We start from the raw sequence: 20,973 nt of genomic DNA, 5'->3' as shown, positions 1-20,973 counted from the left end.
CCCTCCCCCTCTCAGATGGCCCGCAGGCCGCACCAGCGCTGGATGAAATCGGCGATGACGCGGGTGGTCTGCTTCACGCTGTCGAGTTCGACATATTCATCGAAACCGTGCATGCGCTGGCCGGACGGGCCGTAGCAGAGGCTGGGAATATCGTAGTAGCGGCCGTAGAAACGGCTGTCGGTCACGCCGGTGAACAGCCAGTCCTTCGCCTCCTCGCCGGTCGCCGCCTGGTGCGCCGCGCGCACGGCCGCCTCGAAGGCGCTGCCCGGTTCCAGCACGTAGTCGTCGGCCTGGAAGCCGTTCCAGATCACTTCCGGCGGGTTCGGCGCAAGGAAGGGATCGGCGGCGGCGGCCGTCATCACAACATCGAGGATTTCCTGCCGGAAGGCGTCCAGCGGCGTGCCGGGCAGGACGGCGATGCGGCAATCGAGCTCGCACCAGGCCGGCGTGGAGCTGGCCCAGTCGCCGCCGCGGATCTTTCCGGGGTTGAACTTGATCGGCGAGGCGAGGCCCGAATACCACGGATGCGACTTGACGCGTTCGTTGAGGTCGCGCGTGAACTGCTGCAAGGCCTCGATCAGCCGATAGGTGGAGAGGATCGCATTGGTGCCCTGCTCGCTTTCGGCGACATGGGCCGGCATGCCCTTCACCGACAGGCGGAACCACATGACGCCGATCTGGCCGCGACCGATATGCAGGCCCGTCGGCTCGGGAATGAAGCAGGCGTCGGCGCGATAGCCGCGCGCCAGCGTCGAAAGCGCGCCGTTGCCGGTGGATTCCTCCTCCGTCACGGTCTGCACATAGACATCGCTGCCGGGCAAATATCCGGCCGTGCGCAGCGCATCGAGCGCAAAGACCATGGCCGAAACGCCGGATTTCATGTCGCAGGCGCCGCGCCCGAACAGCTTGCCATCGACGATCTCGCCGCCATAGGGCTGCTGCGACCACATGTCGGACGGCCCGACCGGCACGACATCGACATGGCCCTGAAGGATCAGGCTGCGGCCGACCGGCTGGGGCGCGCGGATCGAGGCAACGACCTGCACGGCCTTGTCGTAATCGGTATCGGCAACCGGCGAATAACCCGGCAGATGCGCCATCGCCACGTCCGAAAGCACGTAGCGGTCGACGCTCCAGCCGCGCTCGCGGAAGGAACCGGCGATCCAGTCCTGGCAGGGGCCTTCAAGACCGCGCTGGCTGGGAAATCCGGTCAGGGTCTTCAGCCATTCGACCTGGCGGTCCCAGTTCGCCGCGATGGCGTGGTCCAGTTGTGCTGCGGTGAGCATATGTTTCCTCCTCCACGGGCGTCATCGCCCAATATCCTCCCGAGCCCGTTTTCGGCAGGTTCGGCCCAGCCAGAGACATAGGCCACTCGCAATGATCTGAAAAATATATAATTATGCGCTACATTTTTCATTTTATGGAACATTGATGCGCTCGACCCTGACCCTTCGGCAGTTGCGCTATGTCTGCGAAGTCGCCCGGCTGCAGAATGTGCTCGCCGCCTCCAAGGCCCTGATGATCTCGACATCCTCCATCCTGGCAGCCATCGATGCCGCGGAGGCGGAGGCGGGAACGCGCATCTTCAACCGCTTTCCCGCCAAGGGCATCCGCATCACGCCGGCCGGCGCCCGCTTCGTCGCGGCCGCGACACGGCTGCTGGCGGCGGAGAACGAATTTTCGCGCGCCACCGGCGACATTTCCGCCCGCTTCCCCAAACCCCTTCGTGTCGGCTGTTTTGAACCCTTCGGAACCCTGCTGCTGCCGAACCTGCTACGGCGTTTCACCGTCGGCGAAGAGGCTCCGGAAATCATCCTCAGGGAGGGCGACCAGAACGACCTGAGGGACTGGCTTGCCAGCGGGGAGATCGAATTTGCCGTGCTCTACGACGGCGAGACCATCGCCCCCTTTTCGCCGACGCCCATCTGTCTCATCCCGCCCCATGTCGCCATGCATGCGGACGATGCGCTGGCCAGCGCGCCGGCGGTGCGCATCGAGGATATCGCCCGCCGCCCCTTCGTGCTGCTCGACCAGCCCGAAATCGCGCCGCAGCTTCTGGCGATCTTCCGCATCCTGGCGGAAATGCCGCGCATCAGTTTCCGCGCCCGGACCTATGGCGCGGCGCTTGCGGCCGTCGGCGAGGGCTTCGGCATGTCTATCCTCAACCTGAAGCCCATGACGCGGCTCGACACCGACCGCGGCACCATCGTGCGCAAGCCCATCGCCGACGACCTGCCGCCGGCAAAGCTCGTGGTCGCTGACCTCTATGGTGCTGAGAAGCCCGCGTTCCTGCGGGACTTCATCGGGGTTTTCAAGGCGTATATGCGGGAGATCGGCCCTGCGGGTTTTTCCGTGACCACGCCGGAACGGCAGCACGACCTTCTGCTGTAGGGGCTTGCAATGCCGCTCAGGCCCGGCGTCGCCCCTTTGCCGCCCGCGCGGCAAGCCGACGGCCGATCCAGGAAAGGTAGGAGCAGGACAGCAGGAACCAGACGCCGACGAAGACATAGGCTTCCAGCGCCTGATTGCCCCAGGCAACATCGCTGAAGGCCATGCGGGCGGTGGCGCTCAAGTCATGCAGTCCGAGGATCACGACGAGGGACGTGTCCTTGTAGGCGCCGATGGTGCTGTTGACGAGAGCGGGCATCGCCCGCTCGATCGCCTGCGGCAGGAGAATGAGGCGGGCGGTCTGCCAGAAGCCGAGGCCGAGCGAAGCGGCGGCCTCATGCTGGCCGGCGGGCAGCGCCATCAGGCCGCTGCGCACGTCCTCGGCAAAATAGGCCGCATGGAAGAAGACAAGTGCGACGAGGACCGCGACGATGGGATCGATGGCCATGCCTTTCGGCAAGGTCAGCGGCAGCACGAAGACGCCGACGAAGAGCAGCGTCACCATCGGCACGCCGCGCATGATCTCGACATAGGCGCCCGCGGCCCTGTGCAGCAGCCGGTGGCGCGTCTGGTAGCGGGCGAGCGCCAGCAGCACCCCGACCGGCAGGGCGAGGGCAAGCGCGATGGTGGAGAGGATGAGAAGGATCGGCAGACCGTTCCATCGCGTGGCGTCGACCGGCGCAAGGTCGAGAACGCCGCCGCCCATCAGGACGAAGGACGCAACCATGCCCGCCGCCCACAGTCCGGCGAAAAGGCGCATATCCGGCCAGCGCCCGCTGACGGCCATCTGGCCGGTCGCGACGGAAAGGCCGAGCAGCAGGAGCGAGACCGACATCGGCCGCCACTGCGCCTCGAACGGATAGGTGCCGAAAAGGATGAAGCGCGATTTCTCCACCCAGAAAGGCCAGCAGGCGCCTGCGGCCTCGGCGCAGGCGGCGGGGTCGGCAAAGGGCGATACGGCCGACAGGACGAGCCAATCCACGATGACCCAGAGGATGGCAAGAACGAGGCCGCCGCTGACCAGCGACAGGAGGCTCGCACCCGGCCGGGAGAGGTGTTTCCGCAGCCAAGCGGCAAGGCCGCCGGATACGATGGGTTGCGCCATTTCGCTCATCGCGCACCTCTTCCTTCCCGGGCGCGAATGCGTGCGCTCCAGTGGTTCAGCGCGCCGGTGAGCACAAGGCAGAGCAGCAGATAGATCGACATGGTGATCAGCATGGTTTCGAGCGGCCGGAAGGTCTGGTTGATCGCGGTGCCAGCGACCGACATGAGGTCGGAATAGCCGACGGCGATGGAGATGGAGGTGTTCTTCAGGAGATTGGCGAACTGGTTGTTGAGCGGTGGCACGACGGTGCGCAGCACCTGCGGCACGACGACGAGCCGGGTCGTCTGACCGCCCTTGAGGCCCAGCGCCGCGGCGGCCTCGACCTGCCCCTTCGGCACGGCCTCGATGCCGCCGCGCAGCACCTCGGCGATCTGCGCGCCATGATAGAGGCCGAGCGCGACCGCGACCGTGCAGAACTGGATGGAAAGAGCGATGCCGCCCTCGACGGAAAATCCTTCCAGCACCGGCCAGGAAAGCCCGAGCGGCGCGCCGATGAAGAGGGCGAGCGCCACCGGCACGGCAACACAAAGTCCGAGGGCGACCGGCAGCAGCGGCACGCGCCGGCCGGAAAGGGCCTGCCGGCGTGCGGCGCGGCGCGCCCACAGCCAGATGGCGGCGGGAACGAAGACCAGGCAGGCGGCGAGCCAGAGTGTGTTGCGCGGGTCCTCCGACAGCCAGGGCAGATAGATGGCCCGGTTGGAGATCGTGAAGGGGCCGAGTTGCAGTGCCTGCCGGATGGCGGGCAGACCATTTACCGCGGCGACGAAAATGACCAGCAGCACGAGGATTTTCGGCAAGTTGCGGAAGAGTTCGACATAGGCGAGCGCGAAGAGCCGCGCGACCGGCGAAGCGCTGACGCTGAGAAGGCCGAGCAGCAGACCGGCGAGTGCGGCGAGAACGAGGCTCGCCGCGGCGACGACGATGGTGTTGGCCAGGCCGGCGAGGATCGCGCGCAGATAGCTGTCGTTCGCGCCATAGGGAATGAGCGTCTCGCTGAGGTCGAAGCCGGCCTGCTGGCCGAGGAAGGCGAAGCCCGGCTGGATGCCGGCCGCCGTCATGTTCGAATGGACGTTGAAGGCGACGAATGCCATGGCCGCGAGGATCGCAAGGCCGACACCGATATCGGCGAGGGACACGGACGGCCCTGCCTTGGGCGGACCGTCCTGCACGGGTTGTGGAACTTGCAGCTTCCGGTCCATGGGGCGCCCTCAGGGGTTGGTTTCGACAGGCGCGGCAAAGCGGGCGACGAGCGCCTTCTGTGCCTCGGTTTCCGGCCCGGAGCCGGCGTCGGCGACGCGCGCGGTGGCCTCCGCCGCATCGAGACCGAGCGCACGCAGGATGCAGATCGCGAAGGTGCCCGTGCGGCCGATGCCGGCCGCGCAGTGCACGAAGACCCTGTCACCGGCTGAAAGCGCCTGTGCGGTCTCCCCGGCAAGGGCGAAGAGACCTGCCTCGTCCTCCGGGACACCGAAGTCCATGATCGGGAAGCGGGAGACGGCGATCTCGATCCCATCGGCGAGCGCGGCCGCATAGAGCGGCGACTTCCCTTCGATTTCGGCAAGCGACGTGAGGCTGACGATGCGCATGATCTGCTGGCTCCGCAAAGCCTCCATATCCTCATCGAACGGGCGCAGGCGGCCCGGCATCGGGCCGAGCCAGAGCGTGCCGGCAATGCCGGATGGCAGCCGGAGGGGACGCAGGAAGGGTGTTTCGGTCATGCGGCTTCCAGCGCAAGCGCGGTGAAAAGGGCGGCCGGCGTCTGCGCGGACGCAACCGCCGCGACGGTTGGGCGCAACGCTGAAAAGGCGGCATGGACATCCGCATGCGCAGCCTGCATGCGCCAACGGATCACCCGCCAGTGCAGAGCGGCATGGGCTTCGGCGGCGATGGGATCCTGGACGAGACCGGAGACCAGATCGAGGAACAGCGCGCGGATGGTGAAATAGCTCTCGACGGGCGTTTCGCCGGGATTGGCGGTGAGTTCGGCAATCGTGGCAAGCTGGATGCGGGACGGCATCGCGAAGGCCGGCGCGCAGCAGCGCGTGCAAAGCCGCAGCATGTCCGACAGCATCGAGAAATGCAGGTCGCGCTGGGCGGGATCGAGCGTGCTCACCACCGTGCCGACACCGGATCGCGTTTCGAGCAGGTGCTCGAAGGAGAGCCGTTGCAGGACCTGGCGGATCGGCGTGCGGCTGACGCCGAACTCCTGCGCCAGCTTGCCCTCATGCAGCATCATCGGCGTATCGGGATGGGTCGTGCAGATGCGGAAACGCAGTTCCTGCAGCATATCCTCCGAACGGGGCGGACCGGATCTCGATGTTTGCGGCAAGCTCACGCTTTTCCCTTTCCATTGCTTCGGCGCGCCTGTGCGCAGCCTTTGTCCTGAAGATGCAGCCAGGCTTCCTGAAGCGGGCTTTCGACCGATTCCGGAAAGGCTTGGCGCACCGCCGACAGGGCCTCTTCCACCGGAAGGCCCTGTCCGTTGAGAATATGGGCGGCGACCATGCCGCTCCGCCCCGCGCCGTAGCTGCAGCAAAGAGCGATGGCCCGGCCGCCGGCAAGCAGTGCGGAAATCCGCCCCTCCAGCCGCCGCCACGCCCGCATCCACGCCGCGCCGGGCGCGGAGAAATCGTCGATCGGCAGGGCGGCGAAGACGATCCCGGCCTGTCTGACCCGTTGCCGCAGCATGGGCCGGAAACCGGGCGGGCAATCGCCGTCGCGCGCCAGGAAGAGGAAGAGAGCGGCCCCGCCAGCGACAAGCGCCTGAAGCGTCTCATCGATCCCATCGGGATCGATCCAGGCTTCGCCGCGATGATCGATCGTCACGCCGGGCGCGCCGAGGGTCACAAGACGCCCTCCGCCGGGACAATCGACGGTGGCGCGGATGGATATGGTCTCCTCGATATCCGCCACGCCGCTGCTCCTCCTCCTTGCCGTTCGCCTCACCGTATCGGATAGGCGTACATCAGGCCACCTTTGCTGGCGGGCGCGTTCTGGCTGCCTTCGCGCTTCAGGTTGAAGGGCGTCGCAGGGCCAAGATGACGGTCGAACACCTCGCCGTAGGAGCCGACCTGCTTGACCACCTGATAGGCCCAGTCGGCGGGCAGTTTCATCTTCGCGGCCATGTCCGCGGTCGCGCCATCCTTGGCGAAGAGGCGCTGCACGGCCTTGGGCTGCTTGTCGAGATCGGCGACGGCGGCATCGACATTGGTCGAGTTGATGCCGAGTTCGTCGGCATTCAGCATCACCTGGAAGGCCCAGCGAACCGCCTTTTCCAGCGTTTCGTCCGGCTGCGTCACCAGTGTCAGCGGCTCGGCCGAGATGACATCCGGCAGCAGTTCGTAGTCGTCGGGAGTCTTGGCGAGGCGACGGTCGGCGGCGAGCGCCGTCATGTCGGAGGCATAGGCGTCGCATTTGCCGGCGAAGAAGGCCTGCAGGCGTGCCGTCTTGTCGGCGATGTTCTCGACCTTGTAGTCGAGGCCTTCGGCAGCGAACCAGTCGGCGATATTGAGCAGCGTTGTCGAGCCATCCTCGGCGCAGATCGTCGCGCCCTTCAGTTCCTTGGCGGATTTCACGCCCAGCGCCTTCGGCACCATGAAGCCCTGTCCGTCATAGAAGGTCGTCGCAACGAAGGCGAGACCCGGATCGGCCGAGCGCGTGCCGGTTTCGGTGACAGAACGGGACGCCATGTGCGCCTGGCGGGAAACGAGGCTCTTCAGCGAGTCGGAAAAGCCGATGCCGCGGATATCCGCCTTGTTGGCATCGCCGAGGATGGCGGCCGCCGCCATACGGCAGAAATCGGCATTGAAGCCCTGGAAGACGCCGGCGCTGTCGGGCACCGAGAAACCCGGCGCGCTGGGGCTGACCAGGCAGACGAGCTTGCCGCCCGAGATCACCTCGTCGAAGACCGGGCCAGCCTGAGCATGGGACGTGACTGTGAGGGCGGCGGCGCAGGCAAGCGCTGCCGCGAAATAGGACCGAAGCATGAAATTCCTCCCTGAACAGGTAAAGACACCTATACCTGTATACAGGTGTACCATATGAGTGGTTTTTATCGCTGTCAACGCGACGGCGGCAAAAACCACTCTGCTCCCGCAAGCGCGAAGGTTGGACGGATCGACCGGCATGAGATGCAAGCCCTGTGAACTTCCGTTGCAGCCGATTGCTGCCATCCTGAAATTCACATACATTGACCAAACGGTAAAAAAGACGCCTTTCAAAAACGCGCAATCAACCAGAGGGGAAGTAAATGCACAGCAATTCCTGCAGTTTCGGCATTTCCAGACGAACCCTGATCAAGGCCGCCGGCGCCTCCGCCCTGGTTGCCGCGACGGGCCTGCCCGGCCGGCTCCTTGCGGCCGAGCCGATCAAGGTGGCGGCGATCTATACGGTTCCGGTCGAACAGCAATGGGTCAGCCGTATCCACAAGGCCGCGAATGCGGCCAAGGAGCGCGGCGACATCGAGTATGTCTATTCGGAAAATACCGCCAACAACGACTATGAGCGCGTCATGCGCGAATATTGCGAGGCCGGGCACAAGCTCATTCTGGGCGAAGTCTTCGGCGTCGAGGACGCGGCCCGCGCCGTCGCCCGGGATTATCCCGACGTCGCGTTCCTGATGGGGTCGAGCTTCAAGCCGGATGCCGCCCTGCCGAACTTCTCCGTTTTCGACAACTACATCCAGGATGCCTCCTATCTCTCCGGCCTCGTCGCCGGCGCACTGACCAAGTCGAAGAACATCGGCATGGTCGGCGGCTATCCGATCCCCGAGGTCAACCGCCTGATGAACGCCTTCATGGCCGGCGTGAAGGAAGTTGCCCCGGACACCAAGTTCCAGGTCGCCTTCATCGGTTCGTGGTTCGATCCGCCCAAGGCCAAGGAAACCGCCTTCGCCCAGATCGACGGTGGCGCGGACCTGCTCTATGCCGAGCGCTTCGGCGTCTCCGATGCCGCCAAGGAGAAGAAGGTGCTTGCCATCGGCAACGTCATCGACACCCAGGCGGACTATCCCGATACCGTCGCCGCCTCGGCGCTGTGGCACTTCGAGCCGACGCTCGACAAGGCCATCGCCGAAGTGAAGGCGGGTTCCTTCAAGGCCGACGACTACGGCGTCTATTCCTTCATGAAGAACGGCGGCTGTTCGCTCGCCCCGCTCGGCACCTTCGAGGGCAAGGTGCCCGACGAGATCAAGGCCAAGATCGCCGAGAAGGAAAAGGCCATCAAGGACGGTTCGTTCACCGTCGCCGTCGACGACACCGAACCGAAGTCGAGCTAAGCGCCTTTCGCTGCGGGGAGAGCGGACGTTCGCCTCTCTCTCCGCGGCATCGCCGACATTCGCCCTCACCGTTCCTCCCGGTCCGCATCGCCGTGTCCAGCAATCCTGTCCTTCGCCTTTCCGGCATCAGCAAGCGTTTCGGCCCGCTCCGGGCCAATGACGGCATCACCTTCGAATTGAAGCGCGGCGAGGTCATCGCCCTGCTCGGCGAAAACGGCGCCGGCAAGACGACGCTGATGAACATTCTGTTCGGCCACTATGTCGCCGACGAGGGGACCGTCGAGGCCTTCGGCAAGCTGCTCCCGCCGGGCGATCCGCGCGCAGCGCTCGATGCCGGCATCGGCATGGTGCATCAGCACTTCACGCTTGCCGACAACATGACGGTGCAGGAGAATATCGCGCTCGGCACGCAAAGCCTCTGGCGCCCGCGGCTCGACAGGGCGACGGCGCGCCGGCGCATTGCGCAGCTTGCGGCCGACTTCGGCCTCGCCGTCGATCCCGCGGCGACCGTCTCGACCCTGTCCGTCGGCGAACGCCAGCGCGTCGAAATCCTGAAAGCGCTTTACCGCGATGCCCATGTCCTGATCCTCGACGAGCCGACGGCCGTCCTGACGCCTGTCGAAACCGACGCCCTGTTCCGGACGCTCAAGCTGCTCGTCGCCAACGGCCTGTCGATCATCTTCATCTCCCACAAGCTGCATGAGGTGATGGCGGTCAGCGATCGCGTGCTCGTGCTGCGCGCCGGCCGGCTTGCCGGCGAGCGCGAAACGAAGACGACCGACCGCAAGGAACTGGCCGCCCTGATGGTCGGGCAGGAGGTCAAGCCGGCGGAGGTGAGCCCGCTCACGCTCGGCGCGCCGCTGCTCGCGCTCGACCGGGTCTCCACCGCGCCGTACAACGGAGCCGGTCTCGACGCGGTCTCCCTCACGCTGACGGCCGGCGAGATCACCGGTCTTGCCGGCGTCTCCGGCAACGGCCAGGCCGCCCTTGCGGCGCTGCTCGCCGGCACTCGCCGTCCGACAGGCGGGCGCATCTCGATCGCGGGGCGCGACGTTTCCGACTGGTCGCCGCGGGCGGCGCTTGCCAACGGCATCGCGCGCATCCCGGAAGACCGCCACGCGGTCGGCACCATCGGCGACATGAGCGTCACGGAGAATGTCATTGCCGAGCGCTACGCCAGCCCGCGCTTCAGCCACATGGGCTTCCTGAACTGGAAAGCCGCCCGGCAGTTCGCCGAAGCGATCATCGCCGACTACGACGTCAAATGTCCCGCGCCGGAAGCGCGCATCCGCCTGCTTTCGGGCGGCAACATGCAGAAGCTCATTCTCGGCCGCGCGCTCGATCCCGATCCGGCGGTCGTTCTCGCCAGCCAGCCGACCCGCGGCCTCGATGTCGGCGCGGTCGCCTATGTCCATCGCATGCTGCTGGCCGCACGCGACCGGGGCGCGGCGGTACTGCTGATTTCGGAAGACCTCGAGGAGGTCCTGGCGCTGTCCGACCGGATCGTCGTCATGTCGCAGGGCCGCCTCTCCACGCCGTCCGCGCGCGGCGAACGCAGCATAAGGGAACTGGGGGAACTGATGGCAGGCCATAGCGGGGAGCACAGCGATCATGCGGCTTGAGCCGAAGCCCGCACCGTCTCTGGCGGTCCTCGTCCTGTTTCCGCTGGCGGCCGTCGTGACGACGCTGGCGCTGACATCGATCCTCGTCCTCGCCGCCGGCGCCTCGCCACTGTCGGTCTTCTATCTGGTCGCCAAGGGAGCGGCCGGCTCGCAATTCGCCCTTTTCGAAACGCTGACCCGCGCGACGCCGCTGATCTTCACCGGCCTTGCCATCGCCGTCGCCTTCCGCGCCAAGCTGTGGAATATCGGCGCCGAAGCCCAGCTCTATATGGGCGGCGTCATGACCGTGGTGCTCGGCACCGGCGCACTGCCGCTGCCATCCGTCATCCTCATTCCCGTTCTGATGATCGCAGCCATGGTGGCCGGCGCCCTCATGCTGCTCGGCCCGGCCGTGCTGAAGACGCGCTTCGGGGTCGACGAGGTCGTGACGACCCTGCTTCTCAACTTCATCGTGCTCCTCTTCGTCTCCATGCTGCTCGAAGGCGTGCTCAAGGATCCGATGGGCCTCGGCTGGCCGCAGTCGCAGAAGGTGATCGCCGACGCCCAACTGCCGCGCCTCATCCAGGGCAAGCGCCTGCATTACGGTTTCGTCATCGCCATCGCGGCCGCCGTGTTCATCTGGGTCGTCACCAAGAAGACGATTCTCGGCTACGAGATGCGCGCCGTCGGCCACAATGCCGAAGGCGCCCGCTTCGTCGGCATCCCCGTCAATCGTGTCCTGATGAAAACGGCCCTTCTCTCCGGCGGCCTTGCCGCCCTTGCCGGCTTTTCCGAAGTGTCGGGACTGAAAGGCAACCTGACGCTCGACCTGTCGCCCGGCTATGGCTACACCGGCATCGTCGTCGCCATGCTGGCCATGCTCAATCCGCTCGGCGTCGTCGCATCGGCCATCTTCGTCGCCGGCATCTTCGTCGGTGCGGACGCCATGAGCCGCGCCGCCAAGGTGCCGAGCTACATTGCCGACGTGATGGTCGCCACCTCGCTTCTGACCATGGTGGTCGCGATCCTTCTGACGCGCTTCAGGGTAAGGTGGAAGTGACATGGACGCACTCGACATCCTCTTCTCCGCCTCCTTCTGGGTCGCCGCCATCCGCATCGCCTCGCCGCTGATCTTCGCCACCATGGGCGAACTGATCTGCGAACGCGCGGGCGTGCTCAACCTCGGCATCGAGGGCATCATGACGGCGGGCGCCTTTGCCGGCTGGTTCACCGTCTATGCCGGCGGCGACCTGTGGACCGGCCTTCTGGTCGCAGCGCTTGTCGGCGCGCTGTTCGGTCTCCTGCATGCCACGCTCACCGTGCCGCTGGGCCTGTCGCAGCATGTGGTCGGCATCGGCGTGACGCTGCTGGCGACGAGCCTTACCTATTTCACCTACCGGCTCCTGCTGCCCGAAGTGACCTCGCCGCCGAAGATCGAGCCGTTCCAGCCGCTGCCCATTCCCGGCCTGTCGCAGATTCCCGTCATCGGCGAAGCACTGTTCACCCAGACGCCGCTCACCTATCTCGCCTTCCTCACGGTCGCGGCCGTCGCCTGGATCCTCTATCGCACGCCCGTCGGTCTCGCGGTGCGCGCCGCCGGCGAGAACCCCTCCTCCGTCGAGGCGCAGGGCATTTCCGTGACCGGCATCCGCATCGGCGCCGTCGTTGCCGGCAGCGCGCTGATGGCGGTAGGCGGCGCCTTCCTCACCACCTCGGCCTTCAACTCGTTCTTCTTCCAGATGATCAATGGCCGCGGCTGGATCTGCATCGCGCTCGTCGTCTTCGGCTCCTGGCGGCCGGGCAAGGCGCTGATCGGCGCCATCCTCTTTGCCGCCTTCGATGCCTATCAGGTGCGCCTGCAGCAGATTTCCGGCGGCATCGTGCCCTATCAGGTCTTCCTGATGATGCCCTATGCGCTGTCGATTCTGGCGCTGATCCTGGTCGCGCGTCGCGCCACCTATCCCAAAGCTTTGATGATCCCCTACCAGAAAGGCGAAAGATGAGTTTCGACCTGATCGTGAAGGGCGGTACGCTGCCCGACGGCACCATCGCCGACATCGGCATCAAGGGCGAGACGATCGCCGCGATCGAACCGCGCCTCGAGGCCGAGGCCGGCCGGACCATCGATGCCACGGGCAATCTCGTCAGCCAGCCCTTCGTCGATCCGCATTTCCACATGGATGCAACGCTCTCCTATGGCCTGCCGCGCATCAATGCCTCCGGCACGCTGCTGGAAGGCATCGCGCTCTGGGGCGAACTTAAGCCGCTGCTGACGCACGAGGCCGTCAAGGAACGGGCACTCGCCTATTGCGACTGGGCCGTCTCGATGGGCCTCCTGGCCATCCGCACCCATGTCGACACCTGCGACGACCGGCTTCTCGCAGTGGAAGCGCTGCTGGAAGTGCGCAAGGAAATCGCCCCCTATATCGATCTCCAGCTCGTCGCCTTCCCGCAGGACGGCCTCTACCGCTCGCCGAATGCGCGTGAAAACACCATCCGCGCCCTCGACATGGGCGTCGACGTTGTCGGCGGCATTCCGCATTTCGAGCGCACCATGGCGGACGGACGGCGCTCCGTCACGGAGCTCTGCGAAATCGCGGCCGAACGCGGCCTGATGGTGGACCTCCACTGCGACGAGACCGACGATCCCCATTCGCGCCATATCGAGCAGCTTGCCTATGAGAGCCAGCGGCTCGGCCTGCATGGCCGGGTGGCCGGCTCGCATCTCACCTCGATGCATTCGATGGACAATTATTACGTCTCGAAGCTGCTGCCGCTGATCGCCGAGGCTGGCGTCTCGGCCATTCCCAATCCGCTGATCAACATCATGCTGCAGGGCCGGCATGACAGCTATCCCAAGCGGCGTGGCCTGACGCGCGTGCCGGAAATGCTCAAGGCCGGCATCCGTACCGGCTGGGGCCAGGACTGCGTGCTCGACCCCTGGTACTCGCTCGGCACGGCCGACATGCTCGACGTCGCCTTCATGGGCCTGCATGTCGCCCAGATGTCCTCGCCGGCGGACATGCGCACCTGCTTCGACATGGTGACCAAGGTCAATGCCGAGATCATGGGTCTCGACCATCTCGGCCTCGCGGTCGGCAAGAGGGCAAGCCTCGTCGTGCTCGATGCGGGCAATGCCATCGAGGCGGTGCGCCTGCGCGCCGAGCGGCTCTGCGTCATCGCCAGGGGCAAGGTCGTGGCCGAGCGCGAAAAACGCGACACCTCTCTCTCCATCCATGGGCGCCCGGCAACGATCAACCGGCGCCACGTCCTGCCGCCGCAAGCCCGATAGCGGCGCGTCCTTCCCTCGCGGAATCGACGGGGCGCGTCACAGAAAATCGTCGCGCCGCGGTGTGAAGGTATCGATCAGGAGGCCTGGAGCGAGAGCGACGACGCCGTGCACGAGGTTCGGCGCCACGATGAAGCTGCTTCCGGCGTCAAGCCGCGTGGTAACACCGTCCACGGTGACGTCGAACGTGCCTTCGGCGACGTAGCTCACCTGCGTATGCGGGTGGGAATGCAGGGCGCCGATGGCGCCTTCTTCGAAGCGGAAGGCGACGAGCATCAGTTCCGGGCGATGGCTCAGCACCGCGCGGCGGTTGCCGGGGGCGACTTCTGTCCAGGTGATGTTTTCAGGCAGGGTGTAGGGCTGCATTGGCTCTCTCATCGGGCGAGCCATCCGCCGTCGACCGGCAGGATGGCACCATGAACGTAATCGGAAGCCGCGCTGGCGAGAAACACCGCGGCCCCGGCCATATCTTCCGGCCGTGCCCAGCGGCCGGCCGGAATACGCTTCAGGATATCGGCATTGCGCTCCGCATCGGCCCTCAGCGCCGACGTATTGTTCGTCTCGACATAACCGGGTGCGATGGCGTTGACATTGATGCCGCGCGCCGCCCACTCGTTCGCCAGAAGTTTGGTGATGCCGGCAAGGCCGCTCTTGGCCGCCGTATAGGACGGAACCCGGATGCCGCCCTGGAAGGAGAGCATCGACGCGATGTTGATGATCTTCGCCGGGCGTTCCGCCGCAATCGCCGCCCGGGCAAAGGCCTGGCAGAGGAAGAAGGCGGACTTCAGGTTGGTATCGAGCACCGCGTCCCAGTCCTCTTCCGTGAAATCGAGCGAATCCGCACGCCGGATGATCCCGGCATTGTTGACGAGGATGTCGGGCGTCGCGCCGGCCGCCAGCGCCTCGGCGATGATTGAGGGCGCGATGCCCGGCGTGGCAAGATCTGCCGCCACGCCGACGAAGCGACGGCCGGCGGCCGTCACGTCCGCCTCGGTTTCCGCCATGCCGGAGCGCCCGACACCGACGATATCGGCGCCGGCCTGCGCAAGCCCCACCGCGATGGCGCGGCCGATCCCGGTATTGGCGCCGGTGACGATAGCCCAGCGGCCGGAGAGATCGAAGAGGCTCATCGCAGCGCTTCCATCGGCACCTTGTCCATGTCGGTGAAGCTCATGTTATCGCCCGCCATGGCCCAGATGAAGGCGTAGCGGCCCGTGCCGGCACCGGAATGGATCGACCAGCCGGGCGACAGGACCGCCTCGTGGTTCTTCAGCACGACATGGCGCGTCTCGCCGGGCTCGCCCATGAAGTGGAAGATACGTGTCGCGTCCTGCATGCCGAAATAGAGATAGACCTCCATGCGCCGGTCATGCACATGCGCCGGCATGGTGTTCCAGACGGAGCCCGGCTCGAACATGGTGAGACCGACGAGAAGCTGGCAGCTCTCGCAGACATCCGGGTGCACATACTGGTTGATCGTGCGGGCATTGGATTCCTCCGCCGAGCCGACAACGACCTTCTTCGCCTTCTCGCGCGTAATGTGCACGGTCGGGCAGGCGCGATGCGCCGGCGCGCTGAGAAGGTAGAAATGCGCCGGCGCTTCCGGGTCGTCGCTGACAAAACCGAGCGCACCCTCGCCCATGCCGACATAGAGTGCCTCCTGGAAGCCGAGCGCGTGGCTCCTGCCGCCGACGCTAACCGTGCCGGCACCGCCGATATTGACGATCGCCGCCTCGCGGCGCTCGAGGAACCGGTCCGTGCCGGTTTCGGCCACGCTGTCGATCACAAGCGTTTCGGCCACCGGCACGATGCCGCCGACGATCATGCGGTCGAGATGGCTGTAGGTGAGGTTGACCTTGCCCGGCTGGAACAGCTCCTCGATGACGAAGCCGTCGCGCAGGCCCTGCGTGTTGCGCCTTGCGGCATCTTCGGGGCCTACCACCTGGCGTACGGATACGGAAATAGTCACGGCACTGCCTCTTTGCTTTCAGGAACGGGGATCAGGTGAGCACGACATAGTCGGTCAACTGGTTGATCGTCGTGTCGGCCTTGGCAACGTCGAAGACCTTCGTGCCGTGGCTCATGATCACGAAGCGGTCGCAGACCTGGTAGGCGTGGTAGATGTTGTGCGTCACCAGCACGCTGGAGACATTCTCGGCCTTCAGCTTCAGGACCTGGCTCAGAAGCGCCTCCGTCTCGCGCACGGAAAGCGCCGACGTCGGCTCGTCGAGCAAAAGCACACGCTTCTTGAAATAGACGGCGCGGGCAATGGCGACGGCCTGCTTCTGGCCGCCGGAGAGATTGCCGACGAGCGTATCGGGGGAATCGATGCCGGAAATGTGCACGGCGTTCTGCAGCACCTCCATGGCGATCTCGCGCATCTCGGCCTGCCGCAGGAAGCCGAAACGGTCCGTCAGCTCCCGCCCCATGAAGATGTTGCGGGTGATCGACAGGCTGTCGACCAGCGCGGTGTGCTGGTAGATCGTCTCGATGCCGGCATCGGCCGAATCCGAACGGCAGGTGAAGAGCGTCTTCCTGCCGTCGACGCTGAGATAGCCGTCGCTCGGCTTGTGGATGCCGGAGATCAGGTTGACGGTGGTCGATTTTCCGGCGCCGTTGTCGCCGAGAAGGCCCACGACTTCCCCCTCGCCGATATGGAAGCTGAGATTGCGCAGCGCCGTGAGCGCACCGAAGCTCTTGGAGATGTTGTGCAGTTCGAGGAGATGAGACATCACGCAAGCCCTCGCCGCTCGATGAGATGGTTGAAGATGGCGGCCAGCACGATCAGCGTGGCGATGAACATGTCGAGGTAGAAGCCCGGCGCGCGCAGCAGCAGCAGCACGTCGGTGATGGTGTGGATCAGCAGCACGCCGAGGAAGACGCCCACGATCGAGCCACGACCGCCCCTCAGCGACAGGCCACCGATCACGCAGGCGGCGATCGCCTGCAGCTCGAGGCCCGCGCCCTGACCGGGCTGGACGCTGCCGACGCGGGCCGTGGCGAGGATGCCGGCGACCGCCGCCATGCCGCCGGCAATGGCGAAGGCGACGAGCTTGACGCGGCCCGTATTGATGCCGATCGCCTCGGCCGCGCCGCGGTTGCCGCCCGTCGCGAAGACGTGATTGCCGAAGCGGTGGCGGTGCAGCAGGAAGTGGAAGCCGGTGACGAGGAGCACGATCCAGATGAAGGCGGCGTTGATGCCGAGGACCGTACCGGAAACGAGGCTGGTAAAGGCCGGATCCGGATCGAACCGCACCTGTACCGCGCCATTGTAGAGCAGCACCGCGCCGCGCCAGAACAGCAGGCCGCCGAGCGTGACGATGAAGGACGGCAGGCCGAAACGCAGGGTGATGTGGCCATTGAGAAGCCCGATCATCACGCCGGCGAGAATGCCGAGCGGAGCGGCGAGGAAGGCGCTGACGCCGGCCCCGACGAGGCTGGCCATCAGCACGGCGGTGAAGGTGTAGACCGAACCGATGGAAAGATCGAACTCGCCGGCGATCATCAGCACGCCGGCCCCGAGCGCCAGGCACCCGAGCACGGGAATGGCCTTCATCAGGATCGTCAGGTTCTGCGGCGAGAGATAGCGGAAGGTATCGGGATAGAGGAGCGCACCGGCGATGCAGACGATCTGCAACGTCATGAAGACGAGGAAGATCGCCCCCGCGGGCATGCCCATGATCTGCTTGAGGACGGATTGTCTTTGCGTGCGCGAACGGGGCGCGACGCTGTCGGCTGGAATAGGGGTCACGGTCTGGCACTCGATCGTTGGGGAACGGGAGACCCGCCGGGTAATGCCGGCAGGTCTCCTCTGGACACGATTAGCGGAAGCTGCCGATCAGCGGCTTGACCGAACCGATGCGCGACTTGTCGAGGAAGGCGCCCTGCCCCGTATCGATGTCAGTCGGCGTCAACCCGTACTTCTTGGAAAGCGCGATCTGGGCGATGGGATAATAGCCCTGCAGGTAGGGCTGCTGGTCCATCGTCGCGAACATTGCGCCCGTTTCCACCGCATTGACGATCTCGACTGCAAGATCGAAGCCGCCGAAGGGGATATCGACGCCGGCATCCTTGATGGCGCCCGCGCCGACCGTGGAGGTGACGGAGCCGGTGCCGAACAGCGCCTTGACGGTCGGATTGGCGATGAGGAATTGCGCGATGATGTTCTGCGCCTCGGCCGGATCGAGACCGGCGCGCACCGTTTCCACCTTGATGCCGGCTTCCGTCATCGCCTTCTCGATGCCGCCGCCGCGGGCGACCGCGAAGCTCGCTTCGGGAATCTCGCGGGGATTGAAGACGACGTCGCCGGATTTCAGGCCGAATTCCTTGATCATGCGGTTGCCGAGCTCGTAGCCAGAGGCGAACTCGTTCATGCCGACATAGGCCTGGCGGCAATTGCCCTTGGCGCCATCGAGGTCGTCGTTGTTGAAACCGATGACGACGATGCCGGCCTTGACTGCGGCGCAGATGCTCTCGTCGAAGGCGTCCGACGAGGAGATCGCCACGGCGATGCCGTCGACGCCACTCGCCGTGGCGCTTTCGATCAGGTCGTTCTGGCGCACCGGATCGTTGTTGGCATATTGCACGTCGAGATCGACGCCGAACTGGGCGGCGGCGTCTTGTGCGCCCTTCACGACGGGATTAAAGAACTGGACACTGGGATCGAGGTAGATGATCATCGTGGCCTTGACGTCGGCGGCCAGCGCCGTCGATGTCAGCATGGTGGCAAGGCCCGCGGCCAGGGCCGCGGTTCTGAACCTGGTCAACGTCATTTGCGTATCCTCCCTTTGGATGTGCAATGCGGGTCCAAAAGACCCAAATCTCGGCTGGCGGGCTCCGACCAAAGATCACGCCAGCCGAGAATTTCCTCCCGGGACTTTCCGCGTCTCCACGAAACGCGAACGCCCTATCTCCTTGTTGTTCTGCAGCTCCATGCGCTGCGCAGCGTCAGGCTCCGACCGGCGTTGCCGCCGATCATGCGAACCAGCGTGCCGGGCGGCCCAGCGTGACGTGCACGCCCTTGAACTGGGAATACTCGTCGAAACCGTAGCGGCCGAGCTCACGGCCAAGGCCGCTCTTCTTGTAGCCGCCGATCGGCAGCTCCGGCGTGCCGTCGATGACGCTATTGATCCAGCAGCGGCCGGCGCGGATGCGGCGGATGCTCTGCAATGCGTTTTCCAGATTGGTGGACCAGACGGATGCCGACAGGCCGAACTCCGTGGCATTGGCCATCGCCACCGCCTCATCAGCCGTCTTGAAGGTCAGCGTCGAGAGCACCGGCCCGAAAATCTCCTCCCGGGCGATCGCCATGTCGGGCGTCACGCCGGCAAACACCGTCGGCGCGTAATAGAGGCCGGCCTCCCGGCCGATCCTCTCGCCGCCGAGCAGCAGTTCGGCGCCGGCGGCGACACCCGCCTCCACATAGGAATGCACTTTCTCGGCATGGGCTTCCGAGATCATCGCGCCGATTTTGGTGCGCTCGTTCAGCGGGTCGCCGAAGGTGACCTTGCGGGAGATGTCGAGCAGGCGCTCCATCAGCGCATCGCGAATGCCGTCCTCGACCAGCAGCCGGCTGCCGGAAATGCAGCACTGTCCGGCATTGTGATAGACGCCGTAGGCGATGCCGTCGGCCGCCGCATCGAGATCGGCGTCGGCAAAGACGATCTGCGGCCCCTTGCCACCAAGCTCCAGCCCGACGCGCTTGACGCTGCGCGCCGCGATCTCGCCGAGCTTCGTGCCGACGCGCACCGAGCCGGTGAAGGCCACCATGTCGATACCGGGATCTTCCGCCAGGACCTGGCCGGCCGGATCGCCATAACCGGTGACGACGTTGAACACCCCGTCGGGAATGCCGGCCTCGCGCGCCAGCTCGGCCATGCGGATGGAGGTGCCCGAGGTGAATTCCGACGGCTTCAGCACCACCGTACAGCCGGCGCCGATGGCCCACGGCACACGCTCCGAGGCGATGATGAAGGGGAAATTCCAGGGCGTGATGATGCCGACGACGCCGACCGGCTCGCGCAGCACGAGGCCGAGGCGGTCATCGCCGATATTGTTGTGGCTCTGCCCCTCGAGCGCCCGCGCCTGGCCGGCGGCATAGGACCAGAGATCGGCGCAGAAGCCGATCTCGCCCCGCGCCTGGGCGATCGGCTTGCCGACCTCCAGGCTTTCCGCCAGCGCCAGCTCTTCCTGATGGGCAAGGATGAGGTCCGCCACCTTGAACATCAGACGCGAGCGCTCGGCGCCCGACATGCGCGGCCAGGGGCCGGTATCGAAGGCGCGGCGGGCCGCGACAATCGCCAGGCGCACATCGTCTACCGAGGCCTCTGGCCAGGTGCCGACCACGGCGCCGGCATGACCGGGGCTGATCCGGTCGATCGTCCGGCCCGAGGCCGCATCGACGGACTTGCCATCGACAAGCATCCGGTAGCGGGATTTAATATTCAGCCGCGGGTCACGGGAATCGGGTGCAATGAAATTGGACAGCAATATCGTCTTCAGGCCGGCCGATGGGCGCCAGCCCCTCCCTGTTGATCCGGTCTTCAGGCCACCGGATTTCTGTTGCGCATGAATTGTATGGTACTGTATGGTGGCTTCAAATGGATGTCAACGCATGACGGCGGCAAAAGAGATGAACCTTGAATCCCTCAAGATCGATACCGGCGAAACCGCAGCGGCGCAGGTCGAGCGAGACCTCAGGGAATCGATCATCCGCCTCGAACTCGCGCCCGGCATGCGGCTTTCCGAACAGGAGATCGCCACGCGCATGGGCGTCTCGCGCCAGCCGGTGCGCGAGGCGCTGATCGCGCTCGGCAAGTCGAAGCTGGTGGATATCCGCCCCAACCGGGGCACGGTCGTCGTGCGCATTTCGGCGCGGCAGATGATGGAGGCGCGCTTCGTGCGCGAGGCCATAGAGACCGCCGTCGCCCGCCGCGCCAGCGAGACCTTCGACAGCTGGACGCGGCGCAAGATCGACACGATCCTCGCCCGCCAGAAGACGGCGATGGAGGCGCACGACCATAATGCCTTCCGCCGCGAGGACGAGCAGTTCCACATCGCAATTGCCGAGGGGGCCGGCTGCGGCCTTGCCTGGAGCGCCATATCGGACATCAAGGCGCATATGGACCGGGTCTGCAATCTCCAGCTCCGCCACCCCGATTCCATGATCCGGCTGATTGCCGAGCACGAGGCGATCATCAACGCCATCGACACGCGCAATGCCGATGCGGCGGAGGGCGCCATGCGCAGCCACCTTAACGGCATCCTTACGGACCTGCCGCAGATCGAGGCCGACAACCCCGACCTCTTCGAATAG

21 protein-coding genes are annotated in these 20,973 nt (G+C 65.6%); 7 read left to right on the top strand and 14 right to left on the bottom strand.

Going from position 1 to position 20,973, the window contains the following annotated elements; all coding sequences use genetic code 11:
- Window positions 1-11 precede the first annotated feature (11 nt).
- Window positions 12-1,286, bottom strand: coding sequence for an ArgE/DapE family deacylase (locus tag V8U06_RS21775; RefSeq protein ID WP_427142486.1), 1,275 nt, complete (start codon window positions 1,284-1,286; stop codon window positions 12-14).
- A gap of 145 nt (window positions 1,287-1,431) precedes the next feature.
- Between V8U06_RS21775 and V8U06_RS21770 the strand changes: the two genes are divergently transcribed.
- A complete protein-coding gene (locus tag V8U06_RS21770; protein ID WP_427142485.1) occupies window positions 1,432-2,391 on the top strand; it encodes a LysR substrate-binding domain-containing protein in 960 nt (319 codons plus the stop codon).
- Between the two features lie 16 nt (window positions 2,392-2,407).
- Here V8U06_RS21770 and V8U06_RS21765 read toward each other — a convergent pair whose 3' ends face one another.
- From V8U06_RS21765 to V8U06_RS21740, 6 genes are all read right to left on the bottom strand, one after another.
- Complete coding sequence (locus V8U06_RS21765) at window positions 2,408-3,502, bottom strand: amino acid ABC transporter permease (protein WP_427142484.1); 1,095 nt, start codon at window positions 3,500-3,502, stop codon at window positions 2,408-2,410.
- On the bottom strand, window positions 3,499-4,629 hold the full coding sequence (locus V8U06_RS21760; protein WP_427142483.1) for an ABC transporter permease subunit: 1,131 nt from the start codon (window positions 4,627-4,629) through the stop codon (window positions 3,499-3,501). The genes V8U06_RS21765 and V8U06_RS21760 overlap by 4 nt, the downstream gene beginning before the upstream one ends.
- A gap of 72 nt (window positions 4,630-4,701) precedes the next feature.
- Window positions 4,702-5,211 (bottom strand): protein-tyrosine phosphatase family protein, encoded by a 510-nt coding sequence (locus V8U06_RS21755; protein ID WP_427142482.1) that lies wholly within the window; start codon window positions 5,209-5,211, stop codon window positions 4,702-4,704.
- Window positions 5,208-5,780: a GntR family transcriptional regulator gene (locus V8U06_RS21750; protein WP_427142481.1), complete on the bottom strand. Its 573-nt coding sequence runs from the start codon at window positions 5,778-5,780 to the stop codon at window positions 5,208-5,210. Before V8U06_RS21750 ends, V8U06_RS21755 begins: the two co-directional genes overlap by 4 nt.
- Before the next feature lie 44 nt (window positions 5,781-5,824).
- Window positions 5,825-6,406: a protein-tyrosine phosphatase family protein gene (locus V8U06_RS21745; RefSeq protein ID WP_427142480.1), complete on the bottom strand. Its 582-nt coding sequence runs from the start codon at window positions 6,404-6,406 to the stop codon at window positions 5,825-5,827.
- Between the two features lie 29 nt (window positions 6,407-6,435).
- Window positions 6,436-7,479: a transporter substrate-binding domain-containing protein gene (locus tag V8U06_RS21740; protein WP_226922197.1), complete on the bottom strand. Its 1,044-nt coding sequence runs from the start codon at window positions 7,477-7,479 to the stop codon at window positions 6,436-6,438.
- 263 nt (window positions 7,480-7,742) lie between these two features.
- Here V8U06_RS21740 and V8U06_RS21735 point away from each other — a divergent pair, with 263 nt between their 5' ends.
- The 5 genes from V8U06_RS21735 to V8U06_RS21715 all read left to right on the top strand — a co-directional run bounded on the left by V8U06_RS21735 (window position 7,743) and on the right by V8U06_RS21715 (window position 13,661).
- Window positions 7,743-8,768: a BMP family protein gene (locus V8U06_RS21735; RefSeq protein ID WP_427142479.1), complete on the top strand. Its 1,026-nt coding sequence runs from the start codon at window positions 7,743-7,745 to the stop codon at window positions 8,766-8,768.
- Between the two features lie 92 nt (window positions 8,769-8,860).
- The gene (locus V8U06_RS21730) at window positions 8,861-10,390 is read left to right on the top strand and encodes an ABC transporter ATP-binding protein (RefSeq protein ID WP_427142478.1); all 1,530 of its coding nucleotides are present in this window, start codon (window positions 8,861-8,863) and stop codon (window positions 10,388-10,390) included.
- Window positions 10,380-11,429, top strand: a complete 1,050-nt coding sequence (locus V8U06_RS21725; RefSeq protein ID WP_427142477.1) for an ABC transporter permease — start codon at window positions 10,380-10,382, stop codon at window positions 11,427-11,429. The genes V8U06_RS21730 and V8U06_RS21725 overlap by 11 nt, the downstream gene beginning before the upstream one ends.
- A 1-nt stretch (window position 11,430) precedes the next feature.
- Window positions 11,431-12,372 carry an ABC transporter permease gene (locus V8U06_RS21720; protein WP_427142476.1) on the top strand — a complete coding sequence of 314 codons (942 nt, stop codon included), beginning with the start codon at window positions 11,431-11,433 and terminating at the stop codon, window positions 12,370-12,372.
- Window positions 12,369-13,661, top strand: coding sequence for an amidohydrolase family protein (locus V8U06_RS21715; RefSeq protein WP_427142475.1), 1,293 nt, complete (start codon window positions 12,369-12,371; stop codon window positions 13,659-13,661). Before V8U06_RS21720 ends, V8U06_RS21715 begins: the two co-directional genes overlap by 4 nt.
- A 36-nt stretch (window positions 13,662-13,697) precedes the next feature.
- Here V8U06_RS21715 and V8U06_RS21710 read toward each other — a convergent pair whose 3' ends face one another.
- The 7 genes from V8U06_RS21710 to V8U06_RS21680 all read right to left on the bottom strand — a co-directional run bounded on the left by V8U06_RS21710 (window position 13,698) and on the right by V8U06_RS21680 (window position 20,147).
- Window positions 13,698-14,024 carry a cupin domain-containing protein gene (locus tag V8U06_RS21710; protein ID WP_427142474.1) on the bottom strand — a complete coding sequence of 109 codons (327 nt, stop codon included), beginning with the start codon at window positions 14,022-14,024 and terminating at the stop codon, window positions 13,698-13,700.
- Window positions 14,025-14,032: 8 nt separating this feature from the next.
- Entirely contained in the window at window positions 14,033-14,788 is a 756-nt protein-coding gene (kduD, locus tag V8U06_RS21705) for a 2-dehydro-3-deoxy-D-gluconate 5-dehydrogenase KduD (RefSeq protein ID WP_427142473.1), read from the bottom strand.
- Window positions 14,785-15,627 carry a 5-dehydro-4-deoxy-D-glucuronate isomerase gene (kduI, locus tag V8U06_RS21700; RefSeq protein WP_427142472.1) on the bottom strand — a complete coding sequence of 281 codons (843 nt, stop codon included), beginning with the start codon at window positions 15,625-15,627 and terminating at the stop codon, window positions 14,785-14,787. Before kduI ends, kduD begins: the two co-directional genes overlap by 4 nt.
- 31 nt (window positions 15,628-15,658) lie before the next feature.
- On the bottom strand, window positions 15,659-16,390 hold the full coding sequence (locus V8U06_RS21695) for an ATP-binding cassette domain-containing protein (protein WP_226922208.1): 732 nt from the start codon (window positions 16,388-16,390) through the stop codon (window positions 15,659-15,661).
- Window positions 16,390-17,409 carry an ABC transporter permease gene (locus V8U06_RS21690; RefSeq protein ID WP_427142471.1) on the bottom strand — a complete coding sequence of 340 codons (1,020 nt, stop codon included), beginning with the start codon at window positions 17,407-17,409 and terminating at the stop codon, window positions 16,390-16,392. Before V8U06_RS21690 ends, V8U06_RS21695 begins: the two co-directional genes overlap by 1 nt.
- A gap of 70 nt (window positions 17,410-17,479) precedes the next feature.
- On the bottom strand, window positions 17,480-18,430 hold the full coding sequence (locus V8U06_RS21685) for a substrate-binding domain-containing protein (RefSeq protein ID WP_427142470.1): 951 nt from the start codon (window positions 18,428-18,430) through the stop codon (window positions 17,480-17,482).
- A 202-nt stretch (window positions 18,431-18,632) separates the two neighbouring features.
- Window positions 18,633-20,147: an aldehyde dehydrogenase family protein gene (locus tag V8U06_RS21680; protein ID WP_427142469.1), complete on the bottom strand. Its 1,515-nt coding sequence runs from the start codon at window positions 20,145-20,147 to the stop codon at window positions 18,633-18,635.
- A gap of 124 nt (window positions 20,148-20,271) precedes the next feature.
- Between V8U06_RS21680 and V8U06_RS21675 the strand changes: the two genes are divergently transcribed.
- Window positions 20,272-20,973 carry a GntR family transcriptional regulator gene (locus tag V8U06_RS21675; RefSeq protein WP_427142468.1) on the top strand — a complete coding sequence of 234 codons (702 nt, stop codon included), beginning with the start codon at window positions 20,272-20,274 and terminating at the stop codon, window positions 20,971-20,973.

The sequence above is a fragment of the Shinella sp. G-2 genome (assembly GCF_050172695.1).
In the GTDB taxonomy this organism is placed as follows: Bacteria; Pseudomonadota; Alphaproteobacteria; order Rhizobiales; family Rhizobiaceae; genus Shinella.
Note: the sequence above shows the minus strand (reverse complement) of the source record. Positions and strands in the feature narration are given on the sequence as shown.

Coding starts and splice junctions, on each gene's coding strand:
- V8U06_RS21740 (WP_226922197.1), bottom strand. CDS start 7,479: ATGCTTCGGTCCTATTTCGCGGCAGCGCTTGCCTGCGCCGCCGCCCTC.
- V8U06_RS21685 (WP_427142470.1), bottom strand. CDS start 18,430: ATGACGTTGACCAGGTTCAGAACCGCGGCCCTGGCCGCGGGCCTTGCC.
- kduD (WP_427142473.1), bottom strand. CDS start 14,788: ATGAGCCTCTTCGATCTCTCCGGCCGCTGGGCTATCGTCACCGGCGCC.
- V8U06_RS21725 (WP_427142477.1), top strand. CDS start 10,380: ATGCGGCTTGAGCCGAAGCCCGCACCGTCTCTGGCGGTCCTCGTCCTG.
- V8U06_RS21715 (WP_427142475.1), top strand. CDS start 12,369: ATGAGTTTCGACCTGATCGTGAAGGGCGGTACGCTGCCCGACGGCACC.
- V8U06_RS21710 (WP_427142474.1), bottom strand. CDS start 14,024: ATGCAGCCCTACACCCTGCCTGAAAACATCACCTGGACAGAAGTCGCC.
- V8U06_RS21765 (WP_427142484.1), bottom strand. CDS start 3,502: ATGAGCGAAATGGCGCAACCCATCGTATCCGGCGGCCTTGCCGCTTGG.
- V8U06_RS21750 (WP_427142481.1), bottom strand. CDS start 5,780: ATGCTGCAGGAACTGCGTTTCCGCATCTGCACGACCCATCCCGATACG.
- V8U06_RS21675 (WP_427142468.1), top strand. CDS start 20,272: ATGACGGCGGCAAAAGAGATGAACCTTGAATCCCTCAAGATCGATACC.
- V8U06_RS21755 (WP_427142482.1), bottom strand. CDS start 5,211: ATGACCGAAACACCCTTCCTGCGTCCCCTCCGGCTGCCATCCGGCATT.
- V8U06_RS21695 (WP_226922208.1), bottom strand. CDS start 16,390: ATGTCTCATCTCCTCGAACTGCACAACATCTCCAAGAGCTTCGGTGCG.
- V8U06_RS21735 (WP_427142479.1), top strand. CDS start 7,743: ATGCACAGCAATTCCTGCAGTTTCGGCATTTCCAGACGAACCCTGATC.
- V8U06_RS21770 (WP_427142485.1), top strand. CDS start 1,432: ATGCGCTCGACCCTGACCCTTCGGCAGTTGCGCTATGTCTGCGAAGTC.
- V8U06_RS21775 (WP_427142486.1), bottom strand. CDS start 1,286: ATGCTCACCGCAGCACAACTGGACCACGCCATCGCGGCGAACTGGGAC.
- V8U06_RS21720 (WP_427142476.1), top strand. CDS start 11,431: ATGGACGCACTCGACATCCTCTTCTCCGCCTCCTTCTGGGTCGCCGCC.